Below are 26364 nucleotides of genomic sequence, written 5' to 3' on the forward strand. Positions count from 1 at the left end.
TCCGGATTCAGACGCCGTCGGTCGGCGAGAACTCACCGGCGAACGCAGCCGCCATCCGCAGCTGCGGTGCCGCCTCGGCGTCGCGCCCCTGACGCTCCAGCGTCCGGCCCAGCATCAGCCGCGCGTACCCCTCGACGGGGTCCCGCTCCAGGACCGCGCGGAGCTGCTCCTCCGCCCGACCCAGCTGGGCGGAGTGGTAGTAGGCACGGGCGAGCAACAGACGCGGGGCGACCTGCTCCGGCTCCTCCTCGACCAGACCGACCAGGATGCGCGCGGCCGTCAGGTACTCCTTGGAGTCGAAGAACATGCGGGCCCGGTCCCAGCGCTCCGCCGCCGTGCCGAACTCGTAGTACGCCGTGCTCACCATGACCTCCTTGGACGATGTGACACCCGCCCCAACCGGGTCGGACGGGTGGATATTCCCCGAGTCCGCGGGCCGGCGGACGTCTCACCTCACCATCCGGAATGTGGGCGGCACTGTCCGAACCCGGAAGGTCCCTCTAAGCTGATCGACGCAGCTGGTTCGCCCTGTCCGCCAGACAGACGCGTCGCAAGAGGGAACCCGGTGGGAATCCGGGACTGCCCCGCAGCGGTGAGTGGGAACGACCGCCGTCATACGCACTGGATCCGGCCAACGGATCTGGGAAGCGACGGCCAGTAGGTGTCCGTCCCGACGGACGTGCCCGCGAGTCCGAAGACCTGCCCGCTGCCCGTGCCCGACCGATCGCGCACGGCATCCCGGTGACCTCGTGGGCGGGTCGGAGGAACCTCGGACACCCGTCCGAGGAGTGCACACCAGACGGACCGCTGCGCCCCGCGCGCACCACCGGACCCGTCAGGTCTGTCGACCCTTCGCGTCCTCGTCCCGTCCCCGGGATCCTCAGGACACATCTCGCGAAGGAGAGTTCCGTGACAGCCCAGCCCGCAGCCGCGGCAGCACGAGCCACCGTGTACGGCTACCCCCGCCAGGGCCAGCACCGGGAACTGAAGAAGGCCGTGGAGGGTTACTGGAAGGGCCGCGTCACCGCCGACGCCCTCCGCCGGACCGCCGCCGAACTCCGTCGGACGAACTGGCGACGACTGGCCGACGCCGGCGTCCACGAAGTGCCGACCGGTGACTTCTCGTACTACGACCACGTGCTGGACACCAGCGTCATGGTCGGCGCCGTCCCCGCACGGCACCGCGGTGCCCTTACGGCGGACCCGCTCGACGGCTACTTCGCCATGGCGCGCGGCACCCAGGACGTCGCACCGCTGGAGATGACCAAGTGGTTCGACACCAACTACCACTACCTGGTCCCCGAACTCGGCCCCGACACCGTCTTCCGGGCCGACTCGACCAAGCAGGTCTTGGAACTGGAGGAGGCCCTCGCCCTCGGGCTCACCGCCCGCCCGGTCCTCGTCGGCCCCGTCACCTATCTGCTGCTGGCCAAGCCCGCCCCCGGCGTCGCCCCCGACTTCGAACCGCTGACCCTGCTCGACCGGCTGCTGCCCGTGTACGCCGAGGTCCTCGCCGACCTGCGTGCCGCCGGCGCCGAGTGGGTCCAACTCGACGAACCCGCCCTGGTCCAGGACCGCACCCCGGCCGACCTGAACGCCGCCGCCCGCGCCTACCGTGACCTCGGCGGACTCACCGCACGGCCCAAGCTGCTGGTCGCCTCGTACTTCGACCGCCTCGGCGACGCCCTGCCCGTCCTCGCCAAGGCCCCCGTCGAGGGCCTCGCCCTCGACTTCACGGAGCGCGCCGCCGGAAACCTCGACGACCTCGCCGCCGTCGGTGGCCTGCGGGCCAAGCGCCTGGTCGCGGGGGTCGTCAACGGCCGCAACATCTGGATCAACGACTACGAGAAGTCCCTCGCCACCCTCGGCACCCTGCTCGGCCTCGCCGACCGGGTGGACGTGGCCGCCTCCTGCTCCCTGCTCCACGTCCCGCTGGACGCCACCGCCGAACGGGACGTCGACCCGCAGATCGCCCGCTGGCTCGCCTTCGCCCAGCAGAAGACCACCGAGATCGTCACCCTGGCCAAGGGGCTCGCCCAGGGCACCGGCGCCATCACCGCCGAACTCGCGGCCAACCGGGCCGACCTGGCCTCCCGCGCCGGATCCCCCCTCACCCACGACCCGGCGGTCCGGGCCCGCACCGCCGCCGTCACCGACGCCGACGGCCGCCGCTCCCTGCCCTACGCCGAACGCACCGCCGCCCAGCGGTCCCACCTGGGCCTGCCACTGCTGCCCACCACCACCATCGGCTCCTTCCCGCAGACAGGCGAACTCCGTACCGCCCGCGCCGACCTACGGGCGCGACGCCTCGACACCGCCGGGTACGAGGAGCGCATCAAGGACGAGATCCGGGAGGTCATCGCCTTCCAGGAGAAGGCGGGCATCGACGTGCTGGTGCACGGCGAGCCCGAACGCAACGACATGGTGCAGTACTTCGCCGAGCAGCTCACCGGCTACCTCGCCACCCAACACGGCTGGGTCCAGTCCTACGGCACCCGTTACGTCCGGCCGCCGGTGCTGGCCGGGGACATCTCCCGCCCCGAGCCGATGACCGTGCGCTGGACCGCCTACGCCCAGTCGCTCACCGAGCGGCCCGTCAAGGGCATGCTGACCGGGCCGGTCACCATGCTCGCCTGGTCCTTCGTCCGCGACGACCAGCCCCTCGGCGACACCGCCCGTCAGGTCGCCCTCGCCCTGCGCGACGAGGTCGACGACCTCGAAGCCGCCGGGACCTCCGTCATCCAGGTCGACGAACCCGCACTCCGCGAGACCCTGCCGCTGCGCTCCGCCGACCACGCTGACTACCTCGACTGGGCCACGGAGTCGTTCCGCCTCACCACCAGCGGGGTTCGACCGGCCACCCAGATCCACACCCACATGTGCTACGCCGAGTTCGGTGACATCGTCCAGGCGATCGACGACCTCGACGCCGACGTCATCAGCCTGGAGGCAGCGCGTTCCCACATGCAGGTCGCACGTGAACTCGCCGCCCACGGCTACCCGCGCGAGGCGGGACCCGGCGTCTACGACATCCACTCCCCGCGGGTGCCCAGCGCGGAGGAAGCGGTCACCCTGCTGCGCAAGGGGCTGGAGGCCATCCCGGCCGAACGTCTCTGGGTCAACCCCGACTGCGGACTGAAGACCCGCGGCTGGCCCGAGACCCGGGCCTCCCTGGAGAACCTGGTCGCCGCAGCCCGCGAGGTCCGCTCCGGTCTCACGTCCCACAACGCCTGACGCCACCGGTCGGGGGCGGACACCCCGCCCCCGACCGAGGTTCCCCCACCCCAGCCCAGGACGCTCAGACCGGTCCGTCCTGCCCCGCTCCCGCCCCGGACCCGGACCCGGGCGGCGGGGAGTCCGGCGGCGCACCGTCGCGGGGCGCGGCGAAGCGCACCGGGGCCTGGAAGCGGGCCTTGCGGGCCGCTCGACGGAACACCGTCAGCACCGCCGGACCCGCGAGGACGATGCACACGAAGTTGGTGACGGCCCGCCCGGTGTCCCAGCCCAGCGACGTCGCGAGGTCGAAGGCGACGTAGCGCTGCCACTGCTCGGTGAAGGGGAGACCGGGCAGATAGGCGATCGAACTGCCCGGGTCCAGGGAGAACGGCCAGAAGGACAGGTTGAGCAGGAAGCCGAAGAGGTAGCCGGAGAAGGAGCCGTAGACGGCGAGCAACAGCACCTCCTGCCGTCCGGTGGCCCTCGGCAGGAGCCCCGCGAGCAGGCCCACGAAGGCGCAGCCGAACATCTGGTACGGCATCCACGGGCCGACGCCCCCGGTGATCAGGGCGGACGCGAACAGCGAGGTGCAGCCCAGCGCGAAGCCGAACCCGGGCCCGTAGACGCGGCCCGCCAGGACGAGGACGAAGAACACCGTCTCGATGCCGGCGGTGCCCGCACCGAGCGGACGCAGGGCGGCGTTCACGGCGGAGAGCACCCCGAGCATGGCGAGGGCCTTGGAGCTGATGCCGCCCTCGGCCATCTCCGAGATCACCACGCTCAGCACCAGGACGAGCAGCACCCCGAAGATCAGGGGCGGCGCGTAGTGCGAGGCGAAGGCACCGGGGGCGACGAGGAAGGGCCAGAAGAACGCGACCACGCCGAGGAGGGCCGCCAGGGTGATGACCACCGCGGCGCGGGGCCGGATGCGGATCGCGGTCGTGGCGGCGGGGAGGGTCATGAACCCGCCCCGCCGGTGAGCGCCCCCGCGACCTGCGCGACGGTGAGGTAGGGGAGCGGCGCGAGGATCTTCGCGACCTGGGGGGCGAAGACGGGGGAGGCGACGATGACCTCCGGGGTGGGCCCGTCGGCGACGACCTCGCCCTCGGCCATCACCACGACCCGGTCGGCGGCCCGGGCCACGAACTCCACGTCGTGGGTGGAGACCACCACGGTGCGCCCCTCGGCGGCGAGCTCGTCGACGATGCGGATCAGTTGGCTCTTGGCCCGGTAGTCGAGTCCCCGCGTCGGCTCGTCGAGCAGTACGACCCGCGGTGCCGCGGTGAGTTGGATCGCCAGGACCAGGGCGAGCTTCTGCCCTTCGGAGAGGTCGCGCGGGTGCGTGGCGTCGTCGATCCCGGGCGCGAGCCGGTCGAGGACCGCGCGGGCCGGGCGGTTCGTGCCCGCGCCGAGGGATTCCGTGTCGGCCTGGTCGAGTTCCTGCTTGACGCTCTCCAGGTACAGCAGGTCGGTGGGCGTCTGGGGGACCAGCCCGACCAGTCGACGGGCGTCGGCCGCCGACAGGTCACGGGGGTCGTCGGCCTTCCCCGCTCCGTCGTTCCCGACCCGGACGGTCCCGCCCGCCCGGGGCCCCGAGCCCTGGAGCGCCCACAGCAACGAGGACTTGCCCGAGCCGTTGCGGCCCATCAGGGCGGTGACGACCCCGCGGTGCAGATCGAGGTCGACCTCACGGACCGCGGGAACGCGCTGGTAGCTGACCGTGACCCGACGTGCCGTCAGCAGCGGTTCGCCCGCGTCCGGCGTGCGCCCCCTCGCCGGCGACGGCGGCGTCCGGTCGAGCCGTGCGCGCAGCGCAGCGGCCGCGCGGCGGGCGTCCCGGACGGACAGCGGCAGCGGGGACCAGCCGGCGGCCCGCCCCAGTTCCACGATCGGCGGGGCGATGGACGAGGTGCGGAAGACCTCGGCGGGCCGGCCGCTGACCACCTTGCCGTCGCCGGGCAGGTGGATGACCCGGTCGGCGTACTGGACGACGCGTTCGAGACGGTGTTCCGCGATGAGGACGGTCACCCCGAGGTCGTGGACGAGGCGGGTCACGGAGGCCAGGACCTCCTCGGCCGCCGACGGATCGAGGGCGGAGGTGGGCTCGTCGAGCACGAGGACCCGGGGATGCGCGGTGAGGACGGAACCGATGGCGACGCGCTGCTGTTGGCCGCCGGAGAGTTCGTACAGCGCCCGGTGCCGGAGGTCGGCGAGGCCGAGCAGGTCGAGGGTCTCCTCCACCCGTTTGCGCATCGTGGCCGGCGGGACCGCCAGTTGTTCCATGGCGTAGGCGAGTTCCTCCTCCACGGTGTCGGTGACGAACCCGTCGAGCGGGTCCTGACCCACCACGCCCACCACATCGGCGAGCTCACGGGGCGGATGGTCGGCGGTGTCACGGCCGTCGACGGTGACCCGGCCGTACAGGGTGCCCCCGGTGAAGTGCGGCACCAGGCCGTTGACGGCTCCCAGGAGCGTCGACTTGCCCACCCCGGTGTGCCCGACGACCAGGCACAGTTCGCCCTCCTCCACCGTCAGGTCGACCTCCCGCAGTACGGGGTCGGCCCGGTCCTCGTACTGGACGCTGACCTGGTCGAAGGTGATCACGTGACCGCCTCGGTGCGCGGGGGAGGGACGGACGCAGGGGCGGGAGCCCGGGGCGGTGGCGAGAGGAAGCCGGCGGCGCCGGCGAGCAGGATCGCGGCGGTCGGCACCAGCGGCAGGGTGGGCCAACTCAGCGGGTAGATCGACGGGTTGAGGTCGGCGGCGTGGAAGCCGGCGTTGCTGAAGAGGACGACCGCCGACACCACCCCGCAACCGGCGACCGCCCACTCCGCGAACCGCCACGGGTCCGGGCGGTAGGTGGTCCGGGTGATCCTGCGCCCGCCCAGGCGCAGCCCCGCGACGCACAGGAGCGCGCCCGCCACCATCGTGGGCGTGCCGAGGAGCCGGGGCGCGGTGGCGTCGAGGAGACCGTAGGCCCCGGCGCACAGACCGCACATGCCGGTGAGCATCAGCGCCCCGGTGATCCGCCGGGTGGCACGGGTGGCCGTGCCGGCCCTGCCGTAGCCGCGCGAGTCCATCGCGGCGGCGAGCCGCAGGGAACGTTCCAGCGCGTCTTCGAGCACCGGGACCACGATGCCGCGCAGGGCGCCGAGACCCTTGGTGCGCCCGGCGCGCAGCCGCCGGGCCCGGTGGACCCGCTGCACGCTCTGCACGAGTTGCGGGGCGACGCTGAGGGAGACGGTCACGGCGACCCCGAGTTCGTACAGGGCGCCGGGCAGCACGCGCAGGGCGCGCTTGGGATTGGCGAGGGTGTTGGCCGCCCCGATGCAGCACAGCATGCAGGCGAGCCGCAGTCCGTCGGTGGCCGCGGAGAGCAGGGCCTCCAAGGAGACCGGTCCGCCGATCTCGATGCCGGCGTACCAGTCGGGGGTCGGCACGCGCGGCAGCGAGAACAGGAAGTGGTCGTGCGGGGTGATCCCGGTGGCGAACACCGCGCGGAAGACCACCCGGATCGCCACGACGAACAGCGCGAGGTACAGGTAGTAGACGAAACCGCGGGCCCAGGGCGCCTCGGTACGGCGCGCGGTGACGACGTAACCGAGCACCGCCAGGACGAGGAACAGCAACAGGGGGTTGTTGGTGCGGCTGACGGCGGTGGCGAGGGCGAGCGCCCAGATCCACCAGGCCACCGGGTGCAGGGCACGCGGCAGCCGACGTCCACCCGGGTCCGTCCGGGGCGCGGGCGCGGACGGAGGCGCCACGGGGGAAGGGGAGGGAGCCACCGGGGCGCCTACTCCGTGCGCTTGCGGCGTTTGGCCGCGAACACGGCCGCACCGACGAGGAGGAGGACCAGTCCGCCGGCGGCCGCGGCGGGGGCGAAGGAGCCGGAGTCATGGGCGGCGTCCGCCGCCGGGGCCGCCTCGACCACTTGCGCGGGGCTCGGCCCGCCGCCCGCCCGGGCCGGCGCCGAGGAAACGGACGGCGTGGGTGACGGCGACGTCGACGGAGCGCTCGGGGAGGTGCGCGGGGGCGGGGACGCGGAGGGCTCGGCCGAACGGGTGGGGGAGGGAGCCTCCCCGGTCGGCGGGGGAGTGGTGCGGGGCGGCGGCGCAGCGGATCGGGTCCGGGTCGGGGTGGGGCCGGTGTCGGTGCCGGGCGGCAGGGGGTCCGCCGTGCGCGGGGGCGGCGTCCCGGTGGGCTTGCCGCCCCCGGTCGGCTCGGTGTTGCGGGCCCGCACCTGGTCGGGGGTGACGGTCGGACGGCCCCTGGTGCCCTCGATGTCGGTGCCGCCGAAGATCCACAGGTCGACGCTGCCCGGCTTCGGCCGGTAGAGCATGGCACCGAGCTGGCTGTACTCCCAGGTGTTCTCCCCGGGGTCCGCGTGCCAGTACGACCAGTACGCGGAGGCGGGCGGGGTGAGCACGCAGTCGTCCTGGTCCGGCGGCGGGAACTGCTTGCCGCCCCGGTGGCCGCTGTACCCGATCCGGCAGATGAACGCCGGACCGTCGTGGCCCGTCCCGCTGGTGCGCCAACCGCCCTGGTTGAGCAGTGCGTACCCGGTCGTCGGGGTGGTGCCGCAGGAGCGGTACACCGGGCCGCCCCACCTGCTGAAGTCGACGGCCAGCACCACGCCGGAGGAGGTGGTGCACCGACCCATCGGCTGGGGGGCCGCGGACACGGGACCCGTGGTGCCCCCGAGGAGGGCGCCTGCCGTGCCCAGGGCTGCGGCGGTCCGTGCCACGCGTGCGGCGGTCCTGGTCACGACTGTCCCCCTCGTAGGGCCCTGCTGCGGTGGCGGACCGCGGCGGTCACCGCGCAGCCCGCCAGGACGAGCGTTGCGGCGCCGGCGGCGAGTACCGCGACCCCGCCTCCGGTGGAGGCCAACCCGCCTCCGGAGCCGCCCCCCGAAGCGCCGGCGCCCCCGGTGCCCGCAGGGCTTCCGCCCGCGCTGCCCGGCGTGACGATCGCCGGTGTGGACGCCGACGCGGAGGGCGTGGGAGTAGGCGTGGGAGTGGCGTCGGGCTGCGGTCGGGTGCCGGTCAGATCGCGGGTCAGCACGCCGAAGGAGACGCCGGTGGAGCCGCCGACGGCCTGGGTCGAAGCCCGCAGGTCAGAGCCCCGCTGGCCGTCCTCGGCAACGTTGAACCCCCCGTCGGGGTTCTGCTGTGCGGCCAGGAACTTCCGGGCCCCGGCGATCTGCCGCTCGTACCCCGGGGCGTCCAGGGACAGGCCCTGCACCGCGAGGGCGGCGGAGTTGACCGAGTTCCCGGCAGCGCCGGGGAAGCCGCCGTCGTCGAGTTGCTGCGCGGCGATCCAGCGCAGCGCCCGGTCGACGGCCGCATCGGCCTCGTCGTCCCCGACGAGGTCCAGGGCCATCGCGGCGATGGCGGTGGAGTCCACATCGGAGTCCCCGGTCGCCGGCACCAGACTGGGGAAGGCGCCGGAGTCGTGCTGGAGGCTCTTGAGATAGGCGACGGGGTCGGACGCCGCACCCTCCTCCCCGGCCCGCATCTGGGCCATCACCGCCAGCGCGTGGGCGAAGACGGACGGGGCGTAGGTGTACGCGCCCTTCGCCGCGCAACTGCGGTCCGGCGCGGTACTGGGACCCCGGCAGACGGCCGTCGCCAGCCCCGCGATCAGGTCCTGTCCGCCGAAGTCGCGCGGGTCGCGGCCGACGGCCTGGGCGAGGACGGCGGTCTTGCCGAGGGAACCGCCTCCGGCGTACCGGGTGCCCACCTTGGTCCAGTCGTGGACGGTGCGTCCCTCGCCGTCCTCGCCCCCCTGGTCGAGGAAGTCGACGATGCCGCGCAACGCGTCGTCGTCGTGACCGGTCGCGGCGAGTGCGTAAGCGCCGTCGATGGTGAGTCCGAAGTCCGCCCGCGTCGACCCGGCGCCGATGTCGTAGTAGTGGCCCTGTCGCAGTCGGGCCGCGTCGGTGAGGTACGCGACCCCCTTCTTCAGGTCCGGGCCCCGACCGTGGCCCGAGGCGGGCGGCGAGGCGGGCGGTGAGGCCGGGGGAGTGGTGCTCGGGGGCTGCGGGCGATCGGGCTTCTTCGTGGTCAGCGAGGCCAGGCTGGTGTCCGCCCCCGCCAGGACGGCCACCCCGGTCGCGTAGAACACCGGGTCCGTCGCGCCCTCCTCGAAACCGAAGCCCCCGTCGGCGAGTTGCTGCCCGGCCAGCCAGGACACGGCGGCGTCGGCGCGCACTTTCTCGCCGAGGACCCGTAGCGCCTGGGCGGCGTAGCCGGTGCCGATCACGCTGCCCGTGGTGCCACCGGTGTAGCCGGGGAACGCGCCGTTGCTCAGCTGGGCCTTCCGCAGGTGGTCGCGGGCCTTCGCCACCACCGCCCGGTGACCGCCCGCCTGGTGCAGGGCCAGCACGGCGAGGCCCGTGGCGAGGGGGTCGCCCTCGCAGTTCTCCCCGGGGCCGATCAGGACACTGGTGAAACTGCCGTCCCGGCACTGGAGCCGGGTGAGTCGGGTCAGCGTCGCGGTCGGGGGCCGCACGCCGCCCCGCAGCAGGGCGAGCACCCCCAGGGCCTGCCCGTCGGTGTAGGACGCGTTGCGGAAGTCGCCCTCGGCGGTGCAGCCGGGCTGCCCGCCGGCAGGACAGACGTGGTCCGCCAGATCGCCGACGAGGTCGTGTCCGCCGAAGTCACGCGGGTCGCCCTCGGTGACGGCGGCGAGCAGGGCGAGCCGGGCGGCGGCCGTGGCGTCCGGTGCCCCGTCCCGTCCCGCGGCGTAGGCGTAGGCGCCGGTCTGGGCACGGAGGAACGCGGTCACCTTGGTCAGCGCCCGGCTCTTGCCCCGGGTGGCCAGCGCGTACGCGGCCTCCGTGGTCAGGAAGTGGTTGGGGGTTTCGGCGCCCTCGTCCACCACCCGTTCCCCGTCGGTCAGTGCGGCCCGGACCCAGGCGGCGGCCTGGGCGAGGTCCACTTCGGCCGGCGGGACGTTCGGCTCCTCGGGCCCTGGACCCGGTGTGCCGCCGCCCGCCCGCACCTCGTCGGGGGTGAACGTCGGCCGGCCGGTGGTGCCGCCGACGTCGGTGCCGCCGAAGACCCAGGCGTCCACGTCACCCGCGTTGGGCTTGCGGTCCATCGCCCCGTACTGGCTGTACTTCCAGTCCTCCTCGTCGGGGGAGGCGACCCAGTACGACCAGTACGCGGTGGCCTGCGGGGTGAGGACGCAGTCCTCGGTGGCGGGAGTCGGGTACGGGGTGCCGGAGTGGAACGAGCCGTGGCCGATGCGGCAGATGAACGCATCGCCGTCGTGGCCGGTGCCGGCCGTGCTGAAACCCGCCTCGTGCAGCAGCTCGTAGCCGGTGGTCGGCGTGGTGTCGCAGCCCCGCTCGACCGTGCCGCCGAAGGGGCCGAAGTCCACGGCGACCACGGCTCCCCTGCTGGCGGTGCACCGGTCGATCGGGTCGGCGAGCACCGGGGAGGCGGTGACGAGCACGGCACTGGTTCCGCCGAACAGGAGCACGGCCGACAGCAGGGCGGCCAGCCCCGCGAACCGTCTCCGCTTGTCCCTGTCCACCCGAGCTCCCCCGTGTCATCCGGGCGGCCAGACGTGGCTGAAGGGCCCGCAGGGACGCCTGGGCGTCACCGACGTGCCGGTCGACCACGCCGTAGTCCGCGACGGCGCTTCTCGCTGAGATCTGGCGCTCCAGGCAGTCCGGCTCGCCCGGTGTCACCGGGCCCACGGTTGCGGGTCAGCGCCGGATTTCGACCGGCTTCCCCTGAAGTGCAGTGCGTATCAGCCGGATTGGAACACGCGGCCGAAGAAACCGTCAAGGAGGCATGAACTACCCGCTGAACGTGCGCTGTTGCTCAAGCTCCCCATCTGGTGCGCGCGTGCTCCCTCGGGTAGCGTCCAGGGCTGCCACATGGGGGAACCCGGTGCGAGACCGGGGCTGACGCGCAGCGGTGTGGGGCGGCACGGTGCCGCACCCGAGCCCGAATGCCCATGCGGTGACGTCACCTTCGAAGCCGTACCACGCGAGGGGACGACGGCCCGAACCCGCCAGCGCCGCCACGTGTCCCCGCGGCGCGGTGCGCCCGGCCGGTGTCCCCGGTCCACCACAGGAGCAGGCCATGTCCCGTCCCCCGACCACCCGCCGCCTCGCGCTGGCCGTTCCCGCCGCCCTCGGGGCCTTCGCCCTGACCGCCCTCCCCGCGGCAGCGACCTCGACGCCCGCCCAGATCGCCACCTCCAAGACCAACGGCGTCGCCTACCTCAAGTCGCTCCAGGCCGCGGACGGTTCCTACGCGGGCACCGGGCTGTCCAACGAATGGGCCTTCAGCGCCTTCGCCGCGGCCGGGACCGCGGTCGTCGACGTGGCGCCCGGCGGTGACACGACGAAGAACGCCCGCACCGTCTACCGCACCCTGCTCTCCACGGCCGGCTGGCCGTCCGCCACCCCGGTCGTCACCGACTACGAGCGCGCCACCCTCAACGCCTACGCGGCGGGCATCGACCCGGCCCGGGTGTCCGCCTCGCGGAACCTGATCGCCGACGTCTACGGCTACTGGCAGAACGCCGAGGCCGGCTACTTCGGCCCCTCGGCCACCTACAACGGCACCGTCTTCGCCGGGCTGGCCCTGGCCGGGGCCAAGACGCAGACCGGGGTGCGGCGCGTCCCCCAGGCGCTCCTCGACAAGGTCGTCACCCGTATCCGCGCCAACCAACACCACGACGGCGGCTGGGACTTCCAGAAGGCCGAGGGCAACCCCACCCGCCTCAGCGCCCCCGGCGACATCGACATGACCGGCGCTTCGATGGCCGCGCTCTGCGCCGCGGGAGTGCCGAACACGGACGCCGACGTCGTCCAGGCGAAGGCGTTCCTCAAGAGCAAACTGGTCGCGGCCAACGGCGCGTTCAACGCCCTGTACGGAGTCAACACCAACTCCAACGGATGGGCCGTCGCCGGGCTCAACGCCTGCGGCATCAACCCGCAGACCGGCGACTTCCTCACCACCCTGGGCAAGACCCCGGTGGACTTCCTGATAGCCCAGCAGTACAACCCCGGTGGCGGTTTCAAGTACAAGTCCACCGACACCGTCCCCTCCGCCTACGCCTCCATCGACGCCCTCCGTGCCGTCGCCGGCGGCGGCTTCACCGCCGCCCCGCCCACCCCGGTCACCGCGGGCGCCCCGAAGTGGGTGGCCGCGAGCGCCTTCGCCCCCGGTACGGCCACCGAACTCGCCCTCACCGTCGATGACGGAATGGGGAACCTGAAGGTGTGCTCCGTCGCCTTCACCCCCACGGCCGCCACGGCCACCCTCGGCGACGTACTGGACGCGGCCGCCACCTCGGCGACCCCGTCGGGCTGTGTGACCGGGGTGACCCCGTCGTCGGGCACCGGCACGATCACCTCCCTCAACGGCACGTCCAACAGCGGTTCCCAGACCTGGAAGGTCAGTGTGGACGGCTCCGCCTTCGCCGCCGCCTCCCGCGGCCGGACGATCGGTGTCGGGGACACCGTCGCCCTGCGCTGGGGAGCCTGACCCCGAACCGGTACGGGCCCGTCACCTCCACGGGCCCGTACCGTCGGACCGCCTCCCCGGGCCACCCATGGAACAGCGATCCGTACGCACGGATGCACTGATCGGGTGCGCCCCGCCCTACGATGGGCGCATGAGCAAGGGCACGCACCCAGCAGGTGCACACCATGCGCAGCAGTCGGCCGAGCGGCTCGACGTCGCCGCGTCCGTCCTCGCCCTGCTCGCGGACCGGACCCGACTGGCACTGCTGGAGCGGCTCGGCCGCGGCGAAGCCGATGTCACCACGCTCACCCAGGCATGCGGGGCCGCCCGGCCTTCCGTCAGCCAGCACCTGGCCAAACTCCGACTGGCCGGACTGGTCACCGCCCGCAAGGACGGCCGTCGCGTCGTGTACGCCCTGCGCCACGGGCATCTGCGGCGACTGGTGGACGAGGCCCTGAACGTCGCCGACCACCAGATCGGTGCGCTGCCGCCCCACGACTGACCGCCACCCGCGTCGCCTGCGGGCCGCCTTTCACCAATAGGTGCATAGGTGCGCACCCATTGGCTACGATGAACCGGTCGCACCCACCCGCCGAACGGGACGGGACCTCATGCTGTCCGTGCTGCGCAACCGCACCTACCGCCGTCTGTTCACCGCACAGGTCGTCGCCCTGGTCGGCACGGGGCTCGCCACCGTCGCACTCGCCCTGCTCGCGTACGACTTCGCCGGGGACCGGGCGTCGACCGTGCTCGGGACGGCGCTGGCGATCAAGATGATCGCCTACGTCACGATCGCCCCCGTCGTCGGCGCACTCGCCCACCGGGTACCCCGCCGCGCCCTGCTGGTCTCCACGGACCTCACCCGGGCCGGGGTCGCCCTGAGCCTGCCGTTCGTCTCGACGGTCTGGCAGGTGTACGTCCTGGTCTTCCTCCTCCAAGCGGCTTCGGCCGCCTTCACCCCGACCTTCCAGGCCACCGTCCCCGAGGTGCTGCCCGACGAGCGCGACTACACCCGGGCCCTGTCGATGTCCCGCCTCGCCTACGACGGGGAGAGCCTGTTGAGCCCGGTGCTCGCGGCGGCGCTGCTCACCCTCATCCCCTACGACTGGCTGTTCGCCGGCACCGCTGCGGGATTCGTGGCCTCCGCGCTCCTCGTCGTCTCGACCGCCCTGCCCGCACCGCAACCCGTCGAACGCGGGGGCTCGGCCGCCCGGGCGACCTCCGGCACCCGACTCTTCCGGGCCACCCCCCGGCTACGGGCCCTGATCGCCCTCGACCTCGCGGTCGCCGCCGCCGGATCCGTCGTCCTCGTGCACACCGTCGTCCTGGTCCGGGACCACCTCCAGCGCCCCGCCGGCGCCGTACCCCTCGCCCTGGGCGCCTACGGCACGGGCTCCGTCCTCGCCGCGCTGATCCTGCCCCGGCTGCTGCGTCACCGCACCGACCGCACGGTGATGCTGCCGGCCGCCTTCGCCCTCCCGGTCGCCCTGGTCGCCGTCGTGGCGGTCGGCGCCGCGCGGCCGGACGCCTGGTCCTGGCCCCTGCTCCTGGCGGCCTGGACCGCGATCGGCGCGGCCTGCTCCCTCGTCCTGACCCCCGCCGGCCGGTTGATACGCCGGTCCACCTCCGACACGGACCTGCCCGCGGCCTTCGCCGCCCAGTTCTCCCTCTCCCACGCGTGCTGGCTGCTGACGTACCCCCTCGCCGGCTGGCTGGGTGCGGCCGCGGGCCTCCCGGTCACCACCACGGTGCTCGCCGTCCTCGCGCTGGGCGCCGCAGGGTGCGCCCTCGCGATCTGGCCCGCCCGGGACCCCGCACGGCTCAGGCACGTCCACCCGGACCTCCCCGCCGGTCACCCGCACCTCGTCGACGCCCGCCCCTGCGCCGACGGTTGGCAGCACGACCACCACTACGTCATCGACGGTCACCACCACAGCTGGCCGCGCCGGACGCGGGTCGGGATCTGACGCGCCGGGGTCAGGCCCCCGGTGAGGTGAGGGACGAGGCGCGGATCCGCATGACGGGTTCCAGCTCGACCGAACCGCCGAGGCTGGCGCTCACCATCGAAGCCGCCCCGGGCGGGGGAGCGAAGGACACCCTGCGCAACATCAGGACGACCGGGGAGTTCGTCGTCAACACCGTCTCCGTCGCCCGGGCCCGGCAGATGGACCTCACCGGGGTGAGGTCGTCGCCCTCCACGTCGCCGAGGAACTGCTGACGACCACCGGCCGCATCGACGTCGCGCGGCTGCGGCCCCTCGGACGGGTCGCCTCCGGCTTGGTCGACGCGGCCCGCCCCGCGGGGTTCGCCGCGGACCCCCGTCGGTCGGAGCGCTAACGCCCCCCGGCCAGTACCCGCACCGGCTTCTCCGCGAGGAACGCCTCGATGTCCTCGACGGCCTGGCCGAAGTACCCCGCGTAGTTGCGACGGGTCACGTAGCCCAGATGCGGCAGTGCGAGCAGACGGGGTGCCGTGCGCAACGGATCGTCCAGCGGCAGGGGTTCCGTCTCGAAGACATCGGTGCCCGCTCCGGCGATCCACCCCTCCTGGAGCGCCCGCAACAGTGCCGTCTGGTCGACGATCGCCGCCCGTGAGGTGTTGACCAGGTAGGCGCTGTCACGCATCCGGCGCAGCTCCGCCTCGCCGATCAGCCCCCGGGTGCGGTCGCTGAGCACCAGGTGCACCGAGACGAAGTCGCTGGTCTCCAGCAACTCCTCCTTGGAGGCCGCGGCGACCGCCCCGCCCTCGGCCGCTAGCTCCGGGGTGAGGTTCTGGCTCCACGCCACCACCTCCATGCCGAACGCGGCGCCGATGCGTGCCACCTTGCGGCCGATCTTGCCCAGTCCCAGCAGCCCGAGGCGACTGCCGTGGAGGTCGGCCCCCACCGTGTGCTGCCACGGCCCGCCCGAACGCAGCGCTGCGTTCTCGGGCACCGTCTGTCGTGCCAGGCCCAGGATCAACGCCCAGGTCAGCTCGGTCGGCGGCTCCGAATTGCTGGCCGTGCCGCACACGGTGACCCCGTGCCGGGCAGCCGCTTCCAGATCGATGGCCGCATTGCGCATCCCCGAGGTCACCAGCAGCCGGAGCCGGGGCAACCGGGCGAAGAGGGCGGCGGGGAACGGGGTCCGCTCACGCATGGCCACGACGATCTCGCTGTGCTCCAGCGCTTCGACCAGGGCGTCGGTCGAGGTGATGTGCGTGTCCAGGAACTCCGTCTCCACCTGGGGAGCGATCCTCGTCCAGTCGGCCAGGGAACGGGCGACGCCCTGATAGTCGTCCAGCACCACGCAGCGCAGCTTCGTCACGGCAAGCCCTCTCCAGGAAGCCCGGCCCCCTCGACCGGGGCCGGTGTGCGCCGACAGTACCTGGCGGGTCCGCCCTGCTGAAGCCGTGCCCGAAGGGCCGTGCGCCGAGGCGTTCGCGTCGACGGACCCGTGGCCGGCTCCCACCCGCCGCGGACGGCCCGCCGGTCGAATCCCCCTCGGTATCGAATTCCGTACGCCCCGCCGTTGGCGTGAAACCCCGGCGGGCGAATCTGTCTCAAAGGCGTGCTCCGGTTCCTTTCCGACCGAACTCCTGTTATCGGGACCTGACCTGTTGTGTCGGTACGGGCGAATCCTTGATCACCCGGGCTTCAGCGGTGTCCGCATTCGCCTGGTGTCGACGTGGTCTTTCAGCCGTCGGTTTCGCGCCCGGGAATGGTGCGGCGACCCGGTCGTGCGGAAATTCACGGTTCCCTCGCCCTGTCTGAACGATGACGTGTCGGTCGTTTGACCGTTCACGAGTGGACGCTCCGTGCGGTTCGGCTCGGCCGGACACCGGAGATGGATCAAGCAAAGTGTGGCGCAGGACCGTCCTGACCCGGGTTCGTCGCGGAGTCGCGCAAGATCACCATCTTGAAGCCCGGCGAACTGGCCGCCTTCAAAAGCCTGTTGTGGTTCGCCGTCCCCGCCCGGCCGGCGGCGGGTGGCCCCGCCGGGAGTCGCCGCCGGACGGCGTGAGGGGCCCTTCCGACGGCCCGGATGTCAGTGTTGTGAAGCCCTGGAAATGCCCGTGGCGACACCCTGGAGAATGCCTATCAGTACAGGTCAACCGGTATTTCTTCGCCGTCGACGCACCCGTGGAAGATGGCCGGCCGGTGTCTCGGGGCTCAAAGGTTGAGCACGAATTCCACACATCCCCTCTCCATAGTCGCCCCGATGGTCTAGATTGACCGTGCTTCAGCTGATCGGACGCGAGGACTCCGTTAAATGATCTATAGGTGGGGCGCCACGGACAGCTAGCAGTTGCGGCTCCCGCGCTGGTCGCGGGGGTGATCAATTCTTGGAGCCCGCGAGGGGTCCTCGGCTGCGGGGAGCGGTCGAGGTTTCCCGGCGGGATTCCGCGCACCTCGAAAAGGGCTCGGCGGAACGGATGGGTCCGCCGTGGCCAGGGTGAGTCGTTCAAGTAACGCTGAAAGAGCCGAGATGTCATGCGCGGGGGGCGGAGCCTCCCGGGGGGAGGAACGGTGCGGCGCGGGGGGCGGGCCCCTCCGTGGCGAGGAACAGTCTTAGGCGAAGACGGCGAACCGCTGGCGACCTGGGGGGTTCTGTGCAGCAGGGGGAGTTAGTCGACCCGTTTCCGTCGGCGCGCGGGCGCCTGGCGAACGGGGCAATCAGTCAACCCGCGATCGACTGGGAGGAGCGGTACCGCCGTACCGTGATCACCAGCGACACCGTGGCCACCGCTTTCGTCGTGGCGGCGATCGGCAACTTCTTCGGTGCCCGCGACGCGGCCAACTGGCACGAGAAGTGGGGCATCCTCGCCTTCGGCACCGAGTTGCTGGTGCTGGGAGCGCTCGCGGTGAGCCGTGCCTGGGCACCGGCCGTACTCGGCCAGGGCGCCGAGGAGTTCCGCCGCCTGGGACGCTCCCTGTTCACAGCGGCCGTCGTCCTGGCGCTCGGCGGCATCGCCCTCACCTCGCGCAACATCAAACTCTGGATCTTCGTCGCGATCCCCGCGATCGCGCTCGTCACCATGACCGCGCGGTACCTGCTCCGCCTCCGGTTGCACAAACGGCGCAAGGAAGGACGGTGTCTGCGACCGGTGCTCGCCGCCGGAAGCCCGGCCACCGTGCGCGACCTGATCTCCCGGGCCCGCAGGTTCCCGCACCTCGGCTGGCGGGTGGACGGGGTGTGCACGACGGACGGCCGCGGGCTCGAAGGCGACCAGCTGGACGGAGTGCCCGTCGTCGGCCGACTGGCGGACGTCGCCAACCACGTCCGCCGCGACGGCTACCGCGTCGTCGCGGTCACACCGGACGCGCACTGGTCACCGGACCGGTTGCAGCGCCTGGCGTGGAACCTCGAAGGCAGCGATGCCGAGATGGTCGTGGCCCCCGTACTGATGGAGGTGGCCGGCCCGCGGCTGCACGTCGACGCGGTGCTCGGGATCCCGCTGCTACGGGTCAGCATGCCGACCTTCACCGGAGGCAGCCGGGCGGTCAAGGCGGTCGTCGACCGGCTGGGCGCGGCGCTGCTGCTGGTCCTGTTCGCGCCGCTGATGGTGCTGGTCGGGCTGCTCGTCCTGATGGACAGCCGCGGCGGGGCGTTCTACCGGCAGCGCCGGGTGGGCAAGGACGGACGCGAGTTCACGATCCTCAAGTTCCGCACCATGGTCGCCGGGGCCGACGGGGCCCGAGCCGAACTGGCCGACCGCAACGAGGGCGCCGGCGTGCTGTTCAAGCTCCGCCGCGATCCGCGGGTGACCCGACTGGGAGCAGTGCTGCGCCGGTACTCGGTCGACGAGCTTCCGCAACTCTTCAACGTGCTCACCGGGTCGATGTCGCTCGTCGGCCCGCGCCCCCCGCTGCCGGAGGAGTCCGCTGCCTACGGCCCGGACATCCGGCGACGGCTCCTGGTCAAGCCCGGCCTCACCGGCCTGTGGCAGATCAGCGGGCGCAGCGACCTGCCGTGGGAGGAGGCCGTCCGACTGGACCTGCGGTACGTCGAGGACTGGTCGCTCGCCCTGGACACGGTGATCTTGTGGAAGACGCTCCGTGCGGTGGCCTACGGGCGGGGGGCCTACTGATGTGCGGGGAACTGCGGCTCAAGGGGCCCGAAGACGTGCGGACCGCAGGCCCGAAGGGCCTGCCCGAGGGGAGGGACGAGTCATGAGGGTCAGTGTTTTCGGGCTCGGCTACGTGGGCTGCGTGTCGGCCGCGTGCCTGGCCAGCATGGGCCACGAGGTCATCGGGGTGGACGTGAACCAGGTCAAGGTCGACCTGGTCAACGACGGCAAGGCCCCGGTGGTCGAGGAACGGATCGGCGAACTCATCGCCGAGGTCGTGCGCAGCGGAGCGTTACGCGCCACCGACGACGTCCGCGAAGCGATCAACGACACCGAGGTGTCGCTGGTCTGCGTGGGGACGCCGTCGGAGCCCAACGGCAGCCTGTGCACCACGTACTTGGAGCGGGTCACCGAGCAGATCGGCGCCGTGCTGGCCGAGGGCGGCGGGCGGCACACCGTCGTGTTCCGCAGCACCATGCTCCCGGGCACCTGCCTCGACCTGCTGGTACCGATCCTGGAGAAGTACGTCGGCGGCACGGCCGGGGCGGACTTCGGGGTCGCGGTCAACCCGGAGTTCCTGCGCGAGGGCACGAGCGTGCGGGACTTCTTCGACCCGCCCAAGACCGTCATCGGCGAGCTCGACCCGGCGAGCGGCGACACGGTGGCGGCACTGTACGAGGGGTTGCCCGGCGAGGTGTTCCGGGTACCGGTCCCGACGGCCGAGGCGATCAAGTACGCGGACAACGCGTTCCACGGCCTCAAGATCGGCTTCGCGAACGAGCTGGGCGCGGTGTGCCAGGCGCTCGGGGTGGACTCGCACCAGGTGATGGACGTGTTCCTGGCCGACCACAAACTGAACATCAGCCCCGCCTACCTACGGCCCGGCTTCGCCTTCGGAGGGTCCTGCCTGCCGAAGGACCTCCGCAGCCTGGTCCACGCGGCGCAGCGGGCCGATGTCGCGGTGCCCATCCTCGCCAATGTGCTGCCCTCCAACTCCGCCCATCTGCAACGCGCGGTGGAGCTGGTCGAACGCACCGGGAAACGCCGGGTCGGCCTGTTCGGGCTGTCCTTCAAACCCGGCACCGACGACCTCCGCGAGAGCCCGCTCGTCGAGCTGGCGGAACGCCTCTTCGGCAAGGGCTACGACCTGCGCATCCACGACGCCAACGTCAGCCTCTCCCGGCTGCTGGGCGCGAACCGCGAGTACATCGAGACCCGGCTGCCGCACCTCGCGCAGCTGCTCGCGGACTCCGTCGACGAGGTGCTCGAACACGCCGAGGTGTGCCTGGTCGGGACCAGGGAGCCGGCCGTGCTGTCGGCGCTGCCGCACGGCGGCGAGGGTCCGGTACTGATCGATCTCATCCATCTTCCCGACGCCGATGCGCGCCGGGCCGAACCGGGGTACGTGGGCCTTGCTTGGTGACACATCGTTCGACGGCACCACCAGCGGCGACCGGTCCGACCGGCGCGCGCTGATCCTGGTGGAGAACCTGTCGGTGCCGTTCGACCGGCGGGTGTGGCAGGAGTGCAAGACGCTGCGCGACGCGGGCTGGACGGTGCACGTCATCTGCCCGCGGGGAAGCAAACGGGACACCGAGCCGGAAGTGGAGATCGACGGGGTGCGCATCCACCGCTACCCGTTGCGCGCGGCCACCGGCGGACCGGCCGGCTACCTGCGGGAGTACGGATCGGCGCTGTGGCACACGGCCCGGCTCGCCCGCAAGGTCGGCCCGGTCGACGTGGTCCACGCCTGCAACCCGCCCGACCTGTTGTTCCTACCGGCCCTGTGGCTCAAACGCCGCGGCGCGCGGTTCGTCTTCGACCAGCACGACCTGGTGCCCGAGCTGTACCTCTCCCGGTTCGACCGCGGTGAGGACCTGCTCTACCGGGCGGTGTGCGCGCTGGAACGGTTCACCTACCGGGCCGCGGACGTCGTGCTCGCCACCAACGAGAGCTACCGGGACGTCGCGATCCGCCGCGGCGGCCAGCGGCCGCAGGACGTGTTCGTGGTGCGCAGCGCACCCGAGACCGACCGGTTCCGACCGGTACCGCCCGAGCCGGAGCTGAAGCACGGCAAGCCCCATCTGCTGTGCTACCTCGGCGTCATGGGCCCCCAGGACGGCGTCGACTACGCCCTGCGGGCCCTGGCGAAGCTGCGTGACGAACTCGGGCGGACCGACTGGCACGCCGTGTTCGTCGGCTCCGGCGACGCCTTCGACGCGATGGTGGAACTGTCCCGACGGCTCGGGCTGCACGAGCAGGTGCAGTTCACCGGGCGCATTCCCGACGCCGACCTGGTGCGCTACCTGTCCACCGCGGACGTGTGCCTCTCACCCGACCCGCGCAATCCGCTCAACGACGTCTCGACCATGAACAAGGTCCTGGAGTACATGGCGATGGGTCGCCCCATCGTCTCGTTCGACCTCCGGGAGGCACGGGTCTCCGCCGGTGACGCCGCCGTCTACGCGCCCGCCAACGACGAGGCCGCCTTCGCCGAGCTCATCGCGCAGCTGTTGGACGATCCGGAGAAACGGGCCCGGATGGGCAAGACCGGCCAGGAACGCATCAGCGGGGAACTCTCCTGGCGGAACTCCCAAGCGTCGCTGCTCGCCGCCTACGCCGCCACCGGCCGTGACCGCACCTCGGTGCCGTCGGGCACCACGACACGCACAGGGAAGAGGCCGCGTCGTTGAGCGATGAAGCGATACGCCTGGTCACCATCGGGCGGATTCTCCGTCGGCGCTGGCGGCTCCTCACCCTCCTCGCCCTGCTGGGCGCCCTCGTCGGCTACGGCACCTCGGTGCTGTTCCCGCCGCGCTACACGGCCTCGGCCTCGGTGCTGCTGCCGGGGCAGTGGGAGGAACGCGAACTGCTCACCCAGGTGGAGATCGCGACCAGTTCCGCGGTGGTCGACCGGGCGGCCGCCACCCTCGGCTGGACGGACGTCAGCGCCAGCGAGCTACGGGACCGGGTGAGCGCCGAGGCGGCCGACGGGAACATCATCACGATCTCGGGCACGGCCGACGCCCCGGAGCGGGCGCAGCAGCTCTCCGACCGGATGGCCCAGCAGTTCGTCACGTTCGTCGCCCGCATCGCGGGCGACGGCCCCGAGTCCGAAGCGGCCACCGGGCCCGAGGCCCTGCGGCAGAAGGTGGTGGAGACCAACCGCCGCATCAGCGACCTGGCCGATGCGACCGATCCGGGGCGGACCGTGGAGAGCGTGCAGGCCCGCACCGCGCTCGAAAAGCTGCGTCTCGCGCTGGAGGAGGCCATGAAGAAGCTGGACCAGGCCGACCCGGCGAGCAACCAGGCCGGCATGGTCGTGATGGGGCCGGCGGCCCGACCGACCGCAGAGGTGCCGCCGACGCGGCCCCAGCTCATCGCCGCCGGGGCACTGCTGTTCCTCCTGCTCGGGGTCATCGGCCACCTCGCCGCCGCGCGGGTGGACCGCCGGCTGCGCACCGAACACGAGATCAGCGCGGCGCTCGGCTCCATGCTGCTGGGCACCGTCGACGTACCCGCCGAAGGGCCCGCGCGCCGACCGGAGGGCCGAGGCCCGCGGGCCCGGATCCGCCGGCTCCTGCGCCTCGACACGCCGTGGGACGCGCCGACCCCGCAGACCTCCGGCGACGAGACCGGCCGCCGGATCCGCTACGGACGGGTGCGCGCTCGCCTCCGGGACCGACTGCTACCGGGCTCCCGGAGCGTGCTGGTGGTCGTACCGGAGGGCGACGAGATCGCCCGCCGGGCCGCCGCGCAGCTCGTCACCGAGGCCGAGGACGATCCTGCCCCGCACTCGTCGACGACCGGGCACCCCGGACTGCGGGTGGTGGACGTGTCGGTGGCCCGGCCGGTGGTGCCGGACCGCGACACCGAGTCCGGAGCCCTGGTCGTGCTCAGCACGGGCCACTGGACCGCGGGAGAGCTCACCGGCATCGCCGGGGCGTGTGCGGACGGCGGCCACGAAGTCATCGGCATCGTCCTCGCCGACGCGGTGCGGGCCCGCCCCGCGCAGCCGGCCGAGCGCACCCCGGACGACGCCGCCGGCGCCCTCGCGGCCCACGGCCGGGCGACGGGGGGTTCCGCATGACACCGCACACGACCGCGGAGCCCTCGGCGAGCGCGCCGTTGCTGGACCTCCAGTCGTTGGTGGTGGCCGTGCGCAGACGCCGCCGCCTCTGGTGCTCCGTGGCACTCCTGGGGCTGCTGGCCGGCGCGGCACTGGCGGTCCTCATGCAGCCGCCGCCGACCGCCACGACCAAGGTGCTGGTCGCCCATCAGGACGACCAGCCGAACGACACCGGCACGCTGATCCGTACCGACGTCGCGCTCCTCCAGACCACACGGATCGCCGGCCAGGCGCTGCGCATCCTCAAGTCCCCGGAAAAACCCGCCGACTTCATGCAGGAGTACCGGGGGACCGGCTTGACCAACAACCTGCTCCAGATCGAAGTGACGGGGGACAGCGACGCGCAAGCGGTGGCCCGGGCCGGGGCCTTGGCCGAAGCGTTCGTCGCGGACCACGTGAAGCGGATGTGGGGAACCGCGAAGGCCGAGGCCAAGGCCCTGCTCGACCAGCGCGACCGCATGCGCGACGAGCTCGCCCAGGTCAACGAGGCCATCGGAGAGCGCACGCAGGGCAGCGACCCGAAGGCGTCGGCGAGCATCGAATCGCTCTACGCCCGCCGGGCCGAACTCAACTCGCGGATCGCCGACTTCGACCAGCGGGCCGCCGATGCGCGCACCGGCACGCCCCGGCTCGTCGCCGGCACGCAGATCGTGGACGCACCGCGCGCGGTGCCCCACTCCCTGCCCAGGACCGCGGTCACCAACGCCGTGATCGGACTCGTCCTCGGGCTCTTCGCCGGACTCGCACTGGCCGCGGTCGGCGCGGTGGTGGCGGACCGTCCCGTGCTCCGCCGGGACATCGCGGCGAACCTGGGCGCCTCGGTCATCGCGGAACTGCGCCGGGTGCCCCGTCGGCCGGCCGGGCGGTGGCAGCGCCGTCGGACCCGGGTGGCCCGCGAACGGCTCGCCACGACCCTGGCCCGCACCGTGCGGGGCTCCGCGGAACCCGTGTCGTTGCTGGAACTGGGCTGTGCGCGCAGCACCGGCGCGATCGCCCTGGACGTCGCCACGGCACTCACGGCGGACGGACAGGTGGTCGTCGTCGACGGGCTGCCCGGCCCGCAGCTCGCCCCCAGCAGCAGGAAACCAGGAGGTCCGACCGTCGTCAGCGGCGAGGGCGCCGAGGCCGTGCCGCCCCTGGCGCGCCGGCTCGGCGTCGGTTCGGTCGCGCCCGGCACGGCGTGGACCGACCTGCGGCACCTCGGCGGCCGGACCGTGCTCGTCGTGCGGGCCGGGCACGGCAGCGCCGCCTGGCTGCACACCGTGGCGCGGCAACTCGCCGACCAACACATCGAGGTGATCGGCGTGGTGCTGATCGACCCCGATCCGCGCGACCGCACCGACGGCACGCTGTGGGACGGGCTGCACACCGCACTGCGCGGCCACGACGAGCGGCTGGCCCGGCAGAACGGGACCGGCCAGCCGCGGACGGAGCGGCCGTCGAAACCGGCCGCACTGGTCCCGGACAACGACCAGGAGGCGCGGTAGACATGTGTGGCATCGCAGGCACCTACGCGTGGCCGGACGGGAAGGTCGTCACCGACCGGCTCACCGATGTCCTCGCCCACCGCGGACCGGACGGGGCGGGCCGGTACAGCCACCCCGCCGGCGGCGGTGACGTCCACCTCGGGCACCGTCGGCTGGCCGTCATCGACCTGTCCGAGACCGGCGCCCAACCGATGGTCTCCGACGGCCTCGCCCTCACCTACAACGGCGAGCTGTACAACGCGCCCGAACTCCGGACCGAGCTGACCGCGGCCGGGGCGCGCTTCCGCGGCACCTCCGACACCGAGGTGCTGCTGGAGGCGTGGCGGCGCTGGGGCACGGACTGCCTGCCGCGGCTGCGCGGCATGTTCGCCTTCGCGGTCTTCGACGAGCGCACCGGTGAGCTGGTGCTCGCCCGCGACCAGCTCGGCATCAAACCGCTGTTCCTGCTCCGGCGCGGCCCGGGCCTGGTGTTCGCCTCCGAACTCAAGGCGCTCGCCGCCGTGACCGGTGGCTCGCTGGAAGTGGACCACGCGGCACTGGTGGCCTCGCTGCTCTACTACTGGGTGCCGGACTCGCGCTGCGCCTACCGCGAAGCGGAGAAGCTGCCGCCGGGGAGCTGGCTGCGGATCCGGCCCGACGGCCGGGTGGAGCGCGGCCGGTACTGGAACCTCCGCGACGTCGCCGCCGAGGCCCGGGAGCAGGCCCGCGGCGGCGACCAGCCGGATCTGGCCGCGGTCGTCGAGGAGTCCAACCGGCGGCACCTGCTCTCCGACGTACCGGTGGCGACCTTCCTCTCCGGCGGGTTGGACTCCAGCTATCTGACCGCGCTGGCGGCCCGGCACCGACCCGGGATCTCCGCCTACACGATCGGGTTCCGCGCCGAGGACGCCAAGTTCGAGGCGATGCCCGACGACCTGCGCTACGCCCGTCAGGTGGCCGAGCGGTTCGGCGTCGACCTGCACGAGATCGAGATCGCTCCGAACGTGCTCGACCTGTTGCCGCAGATGACGTACCACCTGGACGAGCCGATCGGAGACCCGGCCGCGATCAACACCTTCCTGATCTGTTCGGCCGCCCGTGAGGCCGGGGTCAAGGTGATGCTCTCGGGCATGGGCGCCGACGAGCTGTTCGCCGGGTACCGCAAACACCTGGCCAACCTGCTCGCGGTGCGCTACCAGCGCGTTCCGCGGCCCCTGCGGCGGGGGCTGTCCGCGGCCGTGGACCGGCTGCCGGTCGCCACGTCCCGCCGGGGGTACCGGTCGGTGCGCTTCGCGAAGCGGTTCCTCTCCTTCGCCGATCTGCCGGAGGAGACCGCGTTCCGGCGCAGCTACACCATGTACGACCGGGCCGAGTTGCTCGACCTGATCGATCCGGACCTCGCGGGGACGGTCGACGACGTGCTGACCGAACACGCGGACGTCTACCGGGACAACGACCTCGACGACTTCGTCAACCGCATGTGCCTGGGCGACGCCCGGATGTTCCTGCCGGGCCTGAACCTCGCCTACACCGACCGGTCGAGCATGGCCGCGTCGACCGAGGTGCGGGTCCCGTACGTGGACGTCGAGGTGGTCAAGGCGGCGTTCGCCGTGCCCGGTGACCGCAAGATCGTCGGACGTCAGGGCAAGGCCGTCCTCAAGGAGGCGGCCTCCTCGATCCTGCCCCGGGAGATCGTGTACCGGCCCAAGGGCCTGTTCAGCGCCCCGTTGCGGGCCTGGATGAGCCGCGATCTGGCGCCGCTGGTCCGCGAGGTGGTGAACGACGGGGTGCTCGTCCGCTCCGGGTTCCTGCGCCGCGAGGCGCTGGCCCGGCTCGTCGCCGAGGACGCCGCCGGGCACCAGGACTTCTCCAAACACCTGTGGCACGTGCTGACCCTTGAGTACTGGTACCGCGGCGCGACCTCCGGCTCCGGCCGGAGCTGAACGAACACACGGCTGTACGGCTACACGGATGCAGGGCTAGACGGATACAGGGCTAGACGGCGTGACGGCGTAGA

18 protein-coding genes and 3 riboswitches are annotated in these 26364 nt (G+C 72.6%); of the genes, 11 read left to right on the top strand and 7 right to left on the bottom strand.

What is annotated here, in order from left to right; genetic code table 11:
* Positions 1-7: 7 nt before the first annotated feature.
* Positions 8-367, bottom strand: a complete 360-nt coding sequence (locus tag ACFYOU_RS21880) for a tetratricopeptide repeat protein (protein ID WP_391307759.1) — start codon at positions 365-367, stop codon at positions 8-10.
* A gap of 135 nt (positions 368-502) precedes the next feature.
* A riboswitch (cobalamin riboswitch) is annotated at positions 503-722 on the top strand.
* A 187-nt stretch (positions 723-909) separates the two neighbouring features.
* Here ACFYOU_RS21880 and metE point away from each other — a divergent pair.
* Positions 910-3234, top strand: coding sequence for a 5-methyltetrahydropteroyltriglutamate--homocysteine S-methyltransferase (metE, locus tag ACFYOU_RS21885; RefSeq protein ID WP_391307761.1), 2325 nt, complete (start codon positions 910-912; stop codon positions 3232-3234).
* Positions 3235-3298: 64 nt separating this feature from the next.
* On the opposite strand, the gene ACFYOU_RS21890 is transcribed toward metE, so the two are convergent.
* From ACFYOU_RS21890 to ACFYOU_RS21910, 5 genes are read right to left on the bottom strand one after another with little or no spacing between them, the layout of a single operon-like run.
* Positions 3299-4177 (bottom strand): ECF transporter S component, encoded by an 879-nt coding sequence (locus tag ACFYOU_RS21890; protein ID WP_391307763.1) that lies wholly within the window; start codon positions 4175-4177, stop codon positions 3299-3301.
* A complete protein-coding gene (locus tag ACFYOU_RS21895; protein ID WP_391307765.1) occupies positions 4174-5820 on the bottom strand; it encodes an ATP-binding cassette domain-containing protein in 1647 nt (548 codons plus the stop codon). Before ACFYOU_RS21895 ends, ACFYOU_RS21890 begins: the two co-directional genes overlap by 4 nt.
* Positions 5817-6980 carry a CbiQ family ECF transporter T component gene (locus tag ACFYOU_RS21900; RefSeq protein ID WP_391307767.1) on the bottom strand — a complete coding sequence of 388 codons (1164 nt, stop codon included), beginning with the start codon at positions 6978-6980 and terminating at the stop codon, positions 5817-5819. Before ACFYOU_RS21900 ends, ACFYOU_RS21895 begins: the two co-directional genes overlap by 4 nt.
* Before the next feature lie 29 nt (positions 6981-7009).
* Positions 7010-7981 carry a hypothetical protein gene (locus ACFYOU_RS21905; protein WP_391307769.1) on the bottom strand — a complete coding sequence of 324 codons (972 nt, stop codon included), beginning with the start codon at positions 7979-7981 and terminating at the stop codon, positions 7010-7012.
* Entirely contained in the window at positions 7978-10755 is a 2778-nt protein-coding gene (locus tag ACFYOU_RS21910; RefSeq protein WP_391307770.1) for a prenyltransferase/squalene oxidase repeat-containing protein, read from the bottom strand. Before ACFYOU_RS21910 ends, ACFYOU_RS21905 begins: the two co-directional genes overlap by 4 nt.
* A gap of 114 nt (positions 10756-10869) precedes the next feature.
* Positions 10870-10998: riboswitch (cobalamin riboswitch) on the bottom strand.
* A 106-nt stretch (positions 10999-11104) separates the two neighbouring features.
* Positions 11105-11184, top strand: a riboswitch (cobalamin riboswitch).
* A 128-nt stretch (positions 11185-11312) separates the two neighbouring features.
* On the opposite strand from ACFYOU_RS21910, the gene ACFYOU_RS21915 reads away from it, so the two are divergent.
* The 4 genes from ACFYOU_RS21915 (at position 11313) to ACFYOU_RS21930 (ending at position 14922) form a co-directional block, all read left to right on the top strand.
* A complete protein-coding gene (locus ACFYOU_RS21915) occupies positions 11313-12725 on the top strand; it encodes a hypothetical protein (RefSeq protein WP_391307772.1) in 1413 nt (470 codons plus the stop codon).
* 130 nt (positions 12726-12855) lie between these two features.
* Positions 12856-13206, top strand: coding sequence for an ArsR/SmtB family transcription factor (locus tag ACFYOU_RS21920; RefSeq protein WP_385495437.1), 351 nt, complete (start codon positions 12856-12858; stop codon positions 13204-13206).
* A 109-nt stretch (positions 13207-13315) separates the two neighbouring features.
* Positions 13316-14671, top strand: coding sequence for an MFS transporter (locus ACFYOU_RS21925; protein WP_391307774.1), 1356 nt, complete (start codon positions 13316-13318; stop codon positions 14669-14671).
* Positions 14672-14721: 50 nt separating this feature from the next.
* Positions 14722-14922 carry a hypothetical protein gene (locus ACFYOU_RS21930; RefSeq protein WP_391307776.1) on the top strand — a complete coding sequence of 67 codons (201 nt, stop codon included), beginning with the start codon at positions 14722-14724 and terminating at the stop codon, positions 14920-14922.
* Positions 14923-15037: 115 nt separating this feature from the next.
* Here the strand turns inward: ACFYOU_RS21930 and ACFYOU_RS21935 are convergent, their stop codons facing one another.
* Positions 15038-16009: an NAD(P)-dependent oxidoreductase gene (locus ACFYOU_RS21935; RefSeq protein WP_391307778.1), complete on the bottom strand. Its 972-nt coding sequence runs from the start codon at positions 16007-16009 to the stop codon at positions 15038-15040.
* 1285 nt (positions 16010-17294) lie between these two features.
* Between ACFYOU_RS21935 and ACFYOU_RS21940 the strand changes: the two genes are divergently transcribed.
* The 6 genes from ACFYOU_RS21940 to asnB all read left to right on the top strand — a co-directional run bounded on the left by ACFYOU_RS21940 (position 17295) and on the right by asnB (position 26290).
* A complete protein-coding gene (locus ACFYOU_RS21940; RefSeq protein ID WP_391307780.1) occupies positions 17295-18773 on the top strand; it encodes an exopolysaccharide biosynthesis polyprenyl glycosylphosphotransferase in 1479 nt (492 codons plus the stop codon).
* Between the two features lie 82 nt (positions 18774-18855).
* The gene (locus ACFYOU_RS21945) at positions 18856-20175 is read left to right on the top strand and encodes a nucleotide sugar dehydrogenase (protein ID WP_391307782.1); all 1320 of its coding nucleotides are present in this window, start codon (positions 18856-18858) and stop codon (positions 20173-20175) included.
* On the top strand, positions 20165-21445 hold the full coding sequence (locus ACFYOU_RS21950) for a glycosyltransferase (protein ID WP_391307784.1): 1281 nt from the start codon (positions 20165-20167) through the stop codon (positions 21443-21445). The genes ACFYOU_RS21945 and ACFYOU_RS21950 overlap by 11 nt, the downstream gene beginning before the upstream one ends.
* Positions 21442-22842 (top strand): Wzz/FepE/Etk N-terminal domain-containing protein, encoded by a 1401-nt coding sequence (locus tag ACFYOU_RS21955; protein ID WP_391307785.1) that lies wholly within the window; start codon positions 21442-21444, stop codon positions 22840-22842. The genes ACFYOU_RS21950 and ACFYOU_RS21955 overlap by 4 nt, the downstream gene beginning before the upstream one ends.
* Positions 22839-24368, top strand: a complete 1530-nt coding sequence (locus tag ACFYOU_RS21960) for a Wzz/FepE/Etk N-terminal domain-containing protein (RefSeq protein WP_391307787.1) — start codon at positions 22839-22841, stop codon at positions 24366-24368. The genes ACFYOU_RS21955 and ACFYOU_RS21960 overlap by 4 nt, the downstream gene beginning before the upstream one ends.
* 2 nt (positions 24369-24370) lie before the next feature.
* Entirely contained in the window at positions 24371-26290 is a 1920-nt protein-coding gene (gene asnB, locus ACFYOU_RS21965) for an asparagine synthase (glutamine-hydrolyzing) (protein ID WP_391307790.1), read from the top strand.
* The last annotated feature ends 74 nt before the right edge of the window (positions 26291-26364 follow it).

The organism is Streptomyces sp. NPDC005955 (genome assembly GCF_042871255.1).
Classification (GTDB): Bacteria; Actinomycetota; Actinomycetes; order Streptomycetales; family Streptomycetaceae; genus Streptomyces.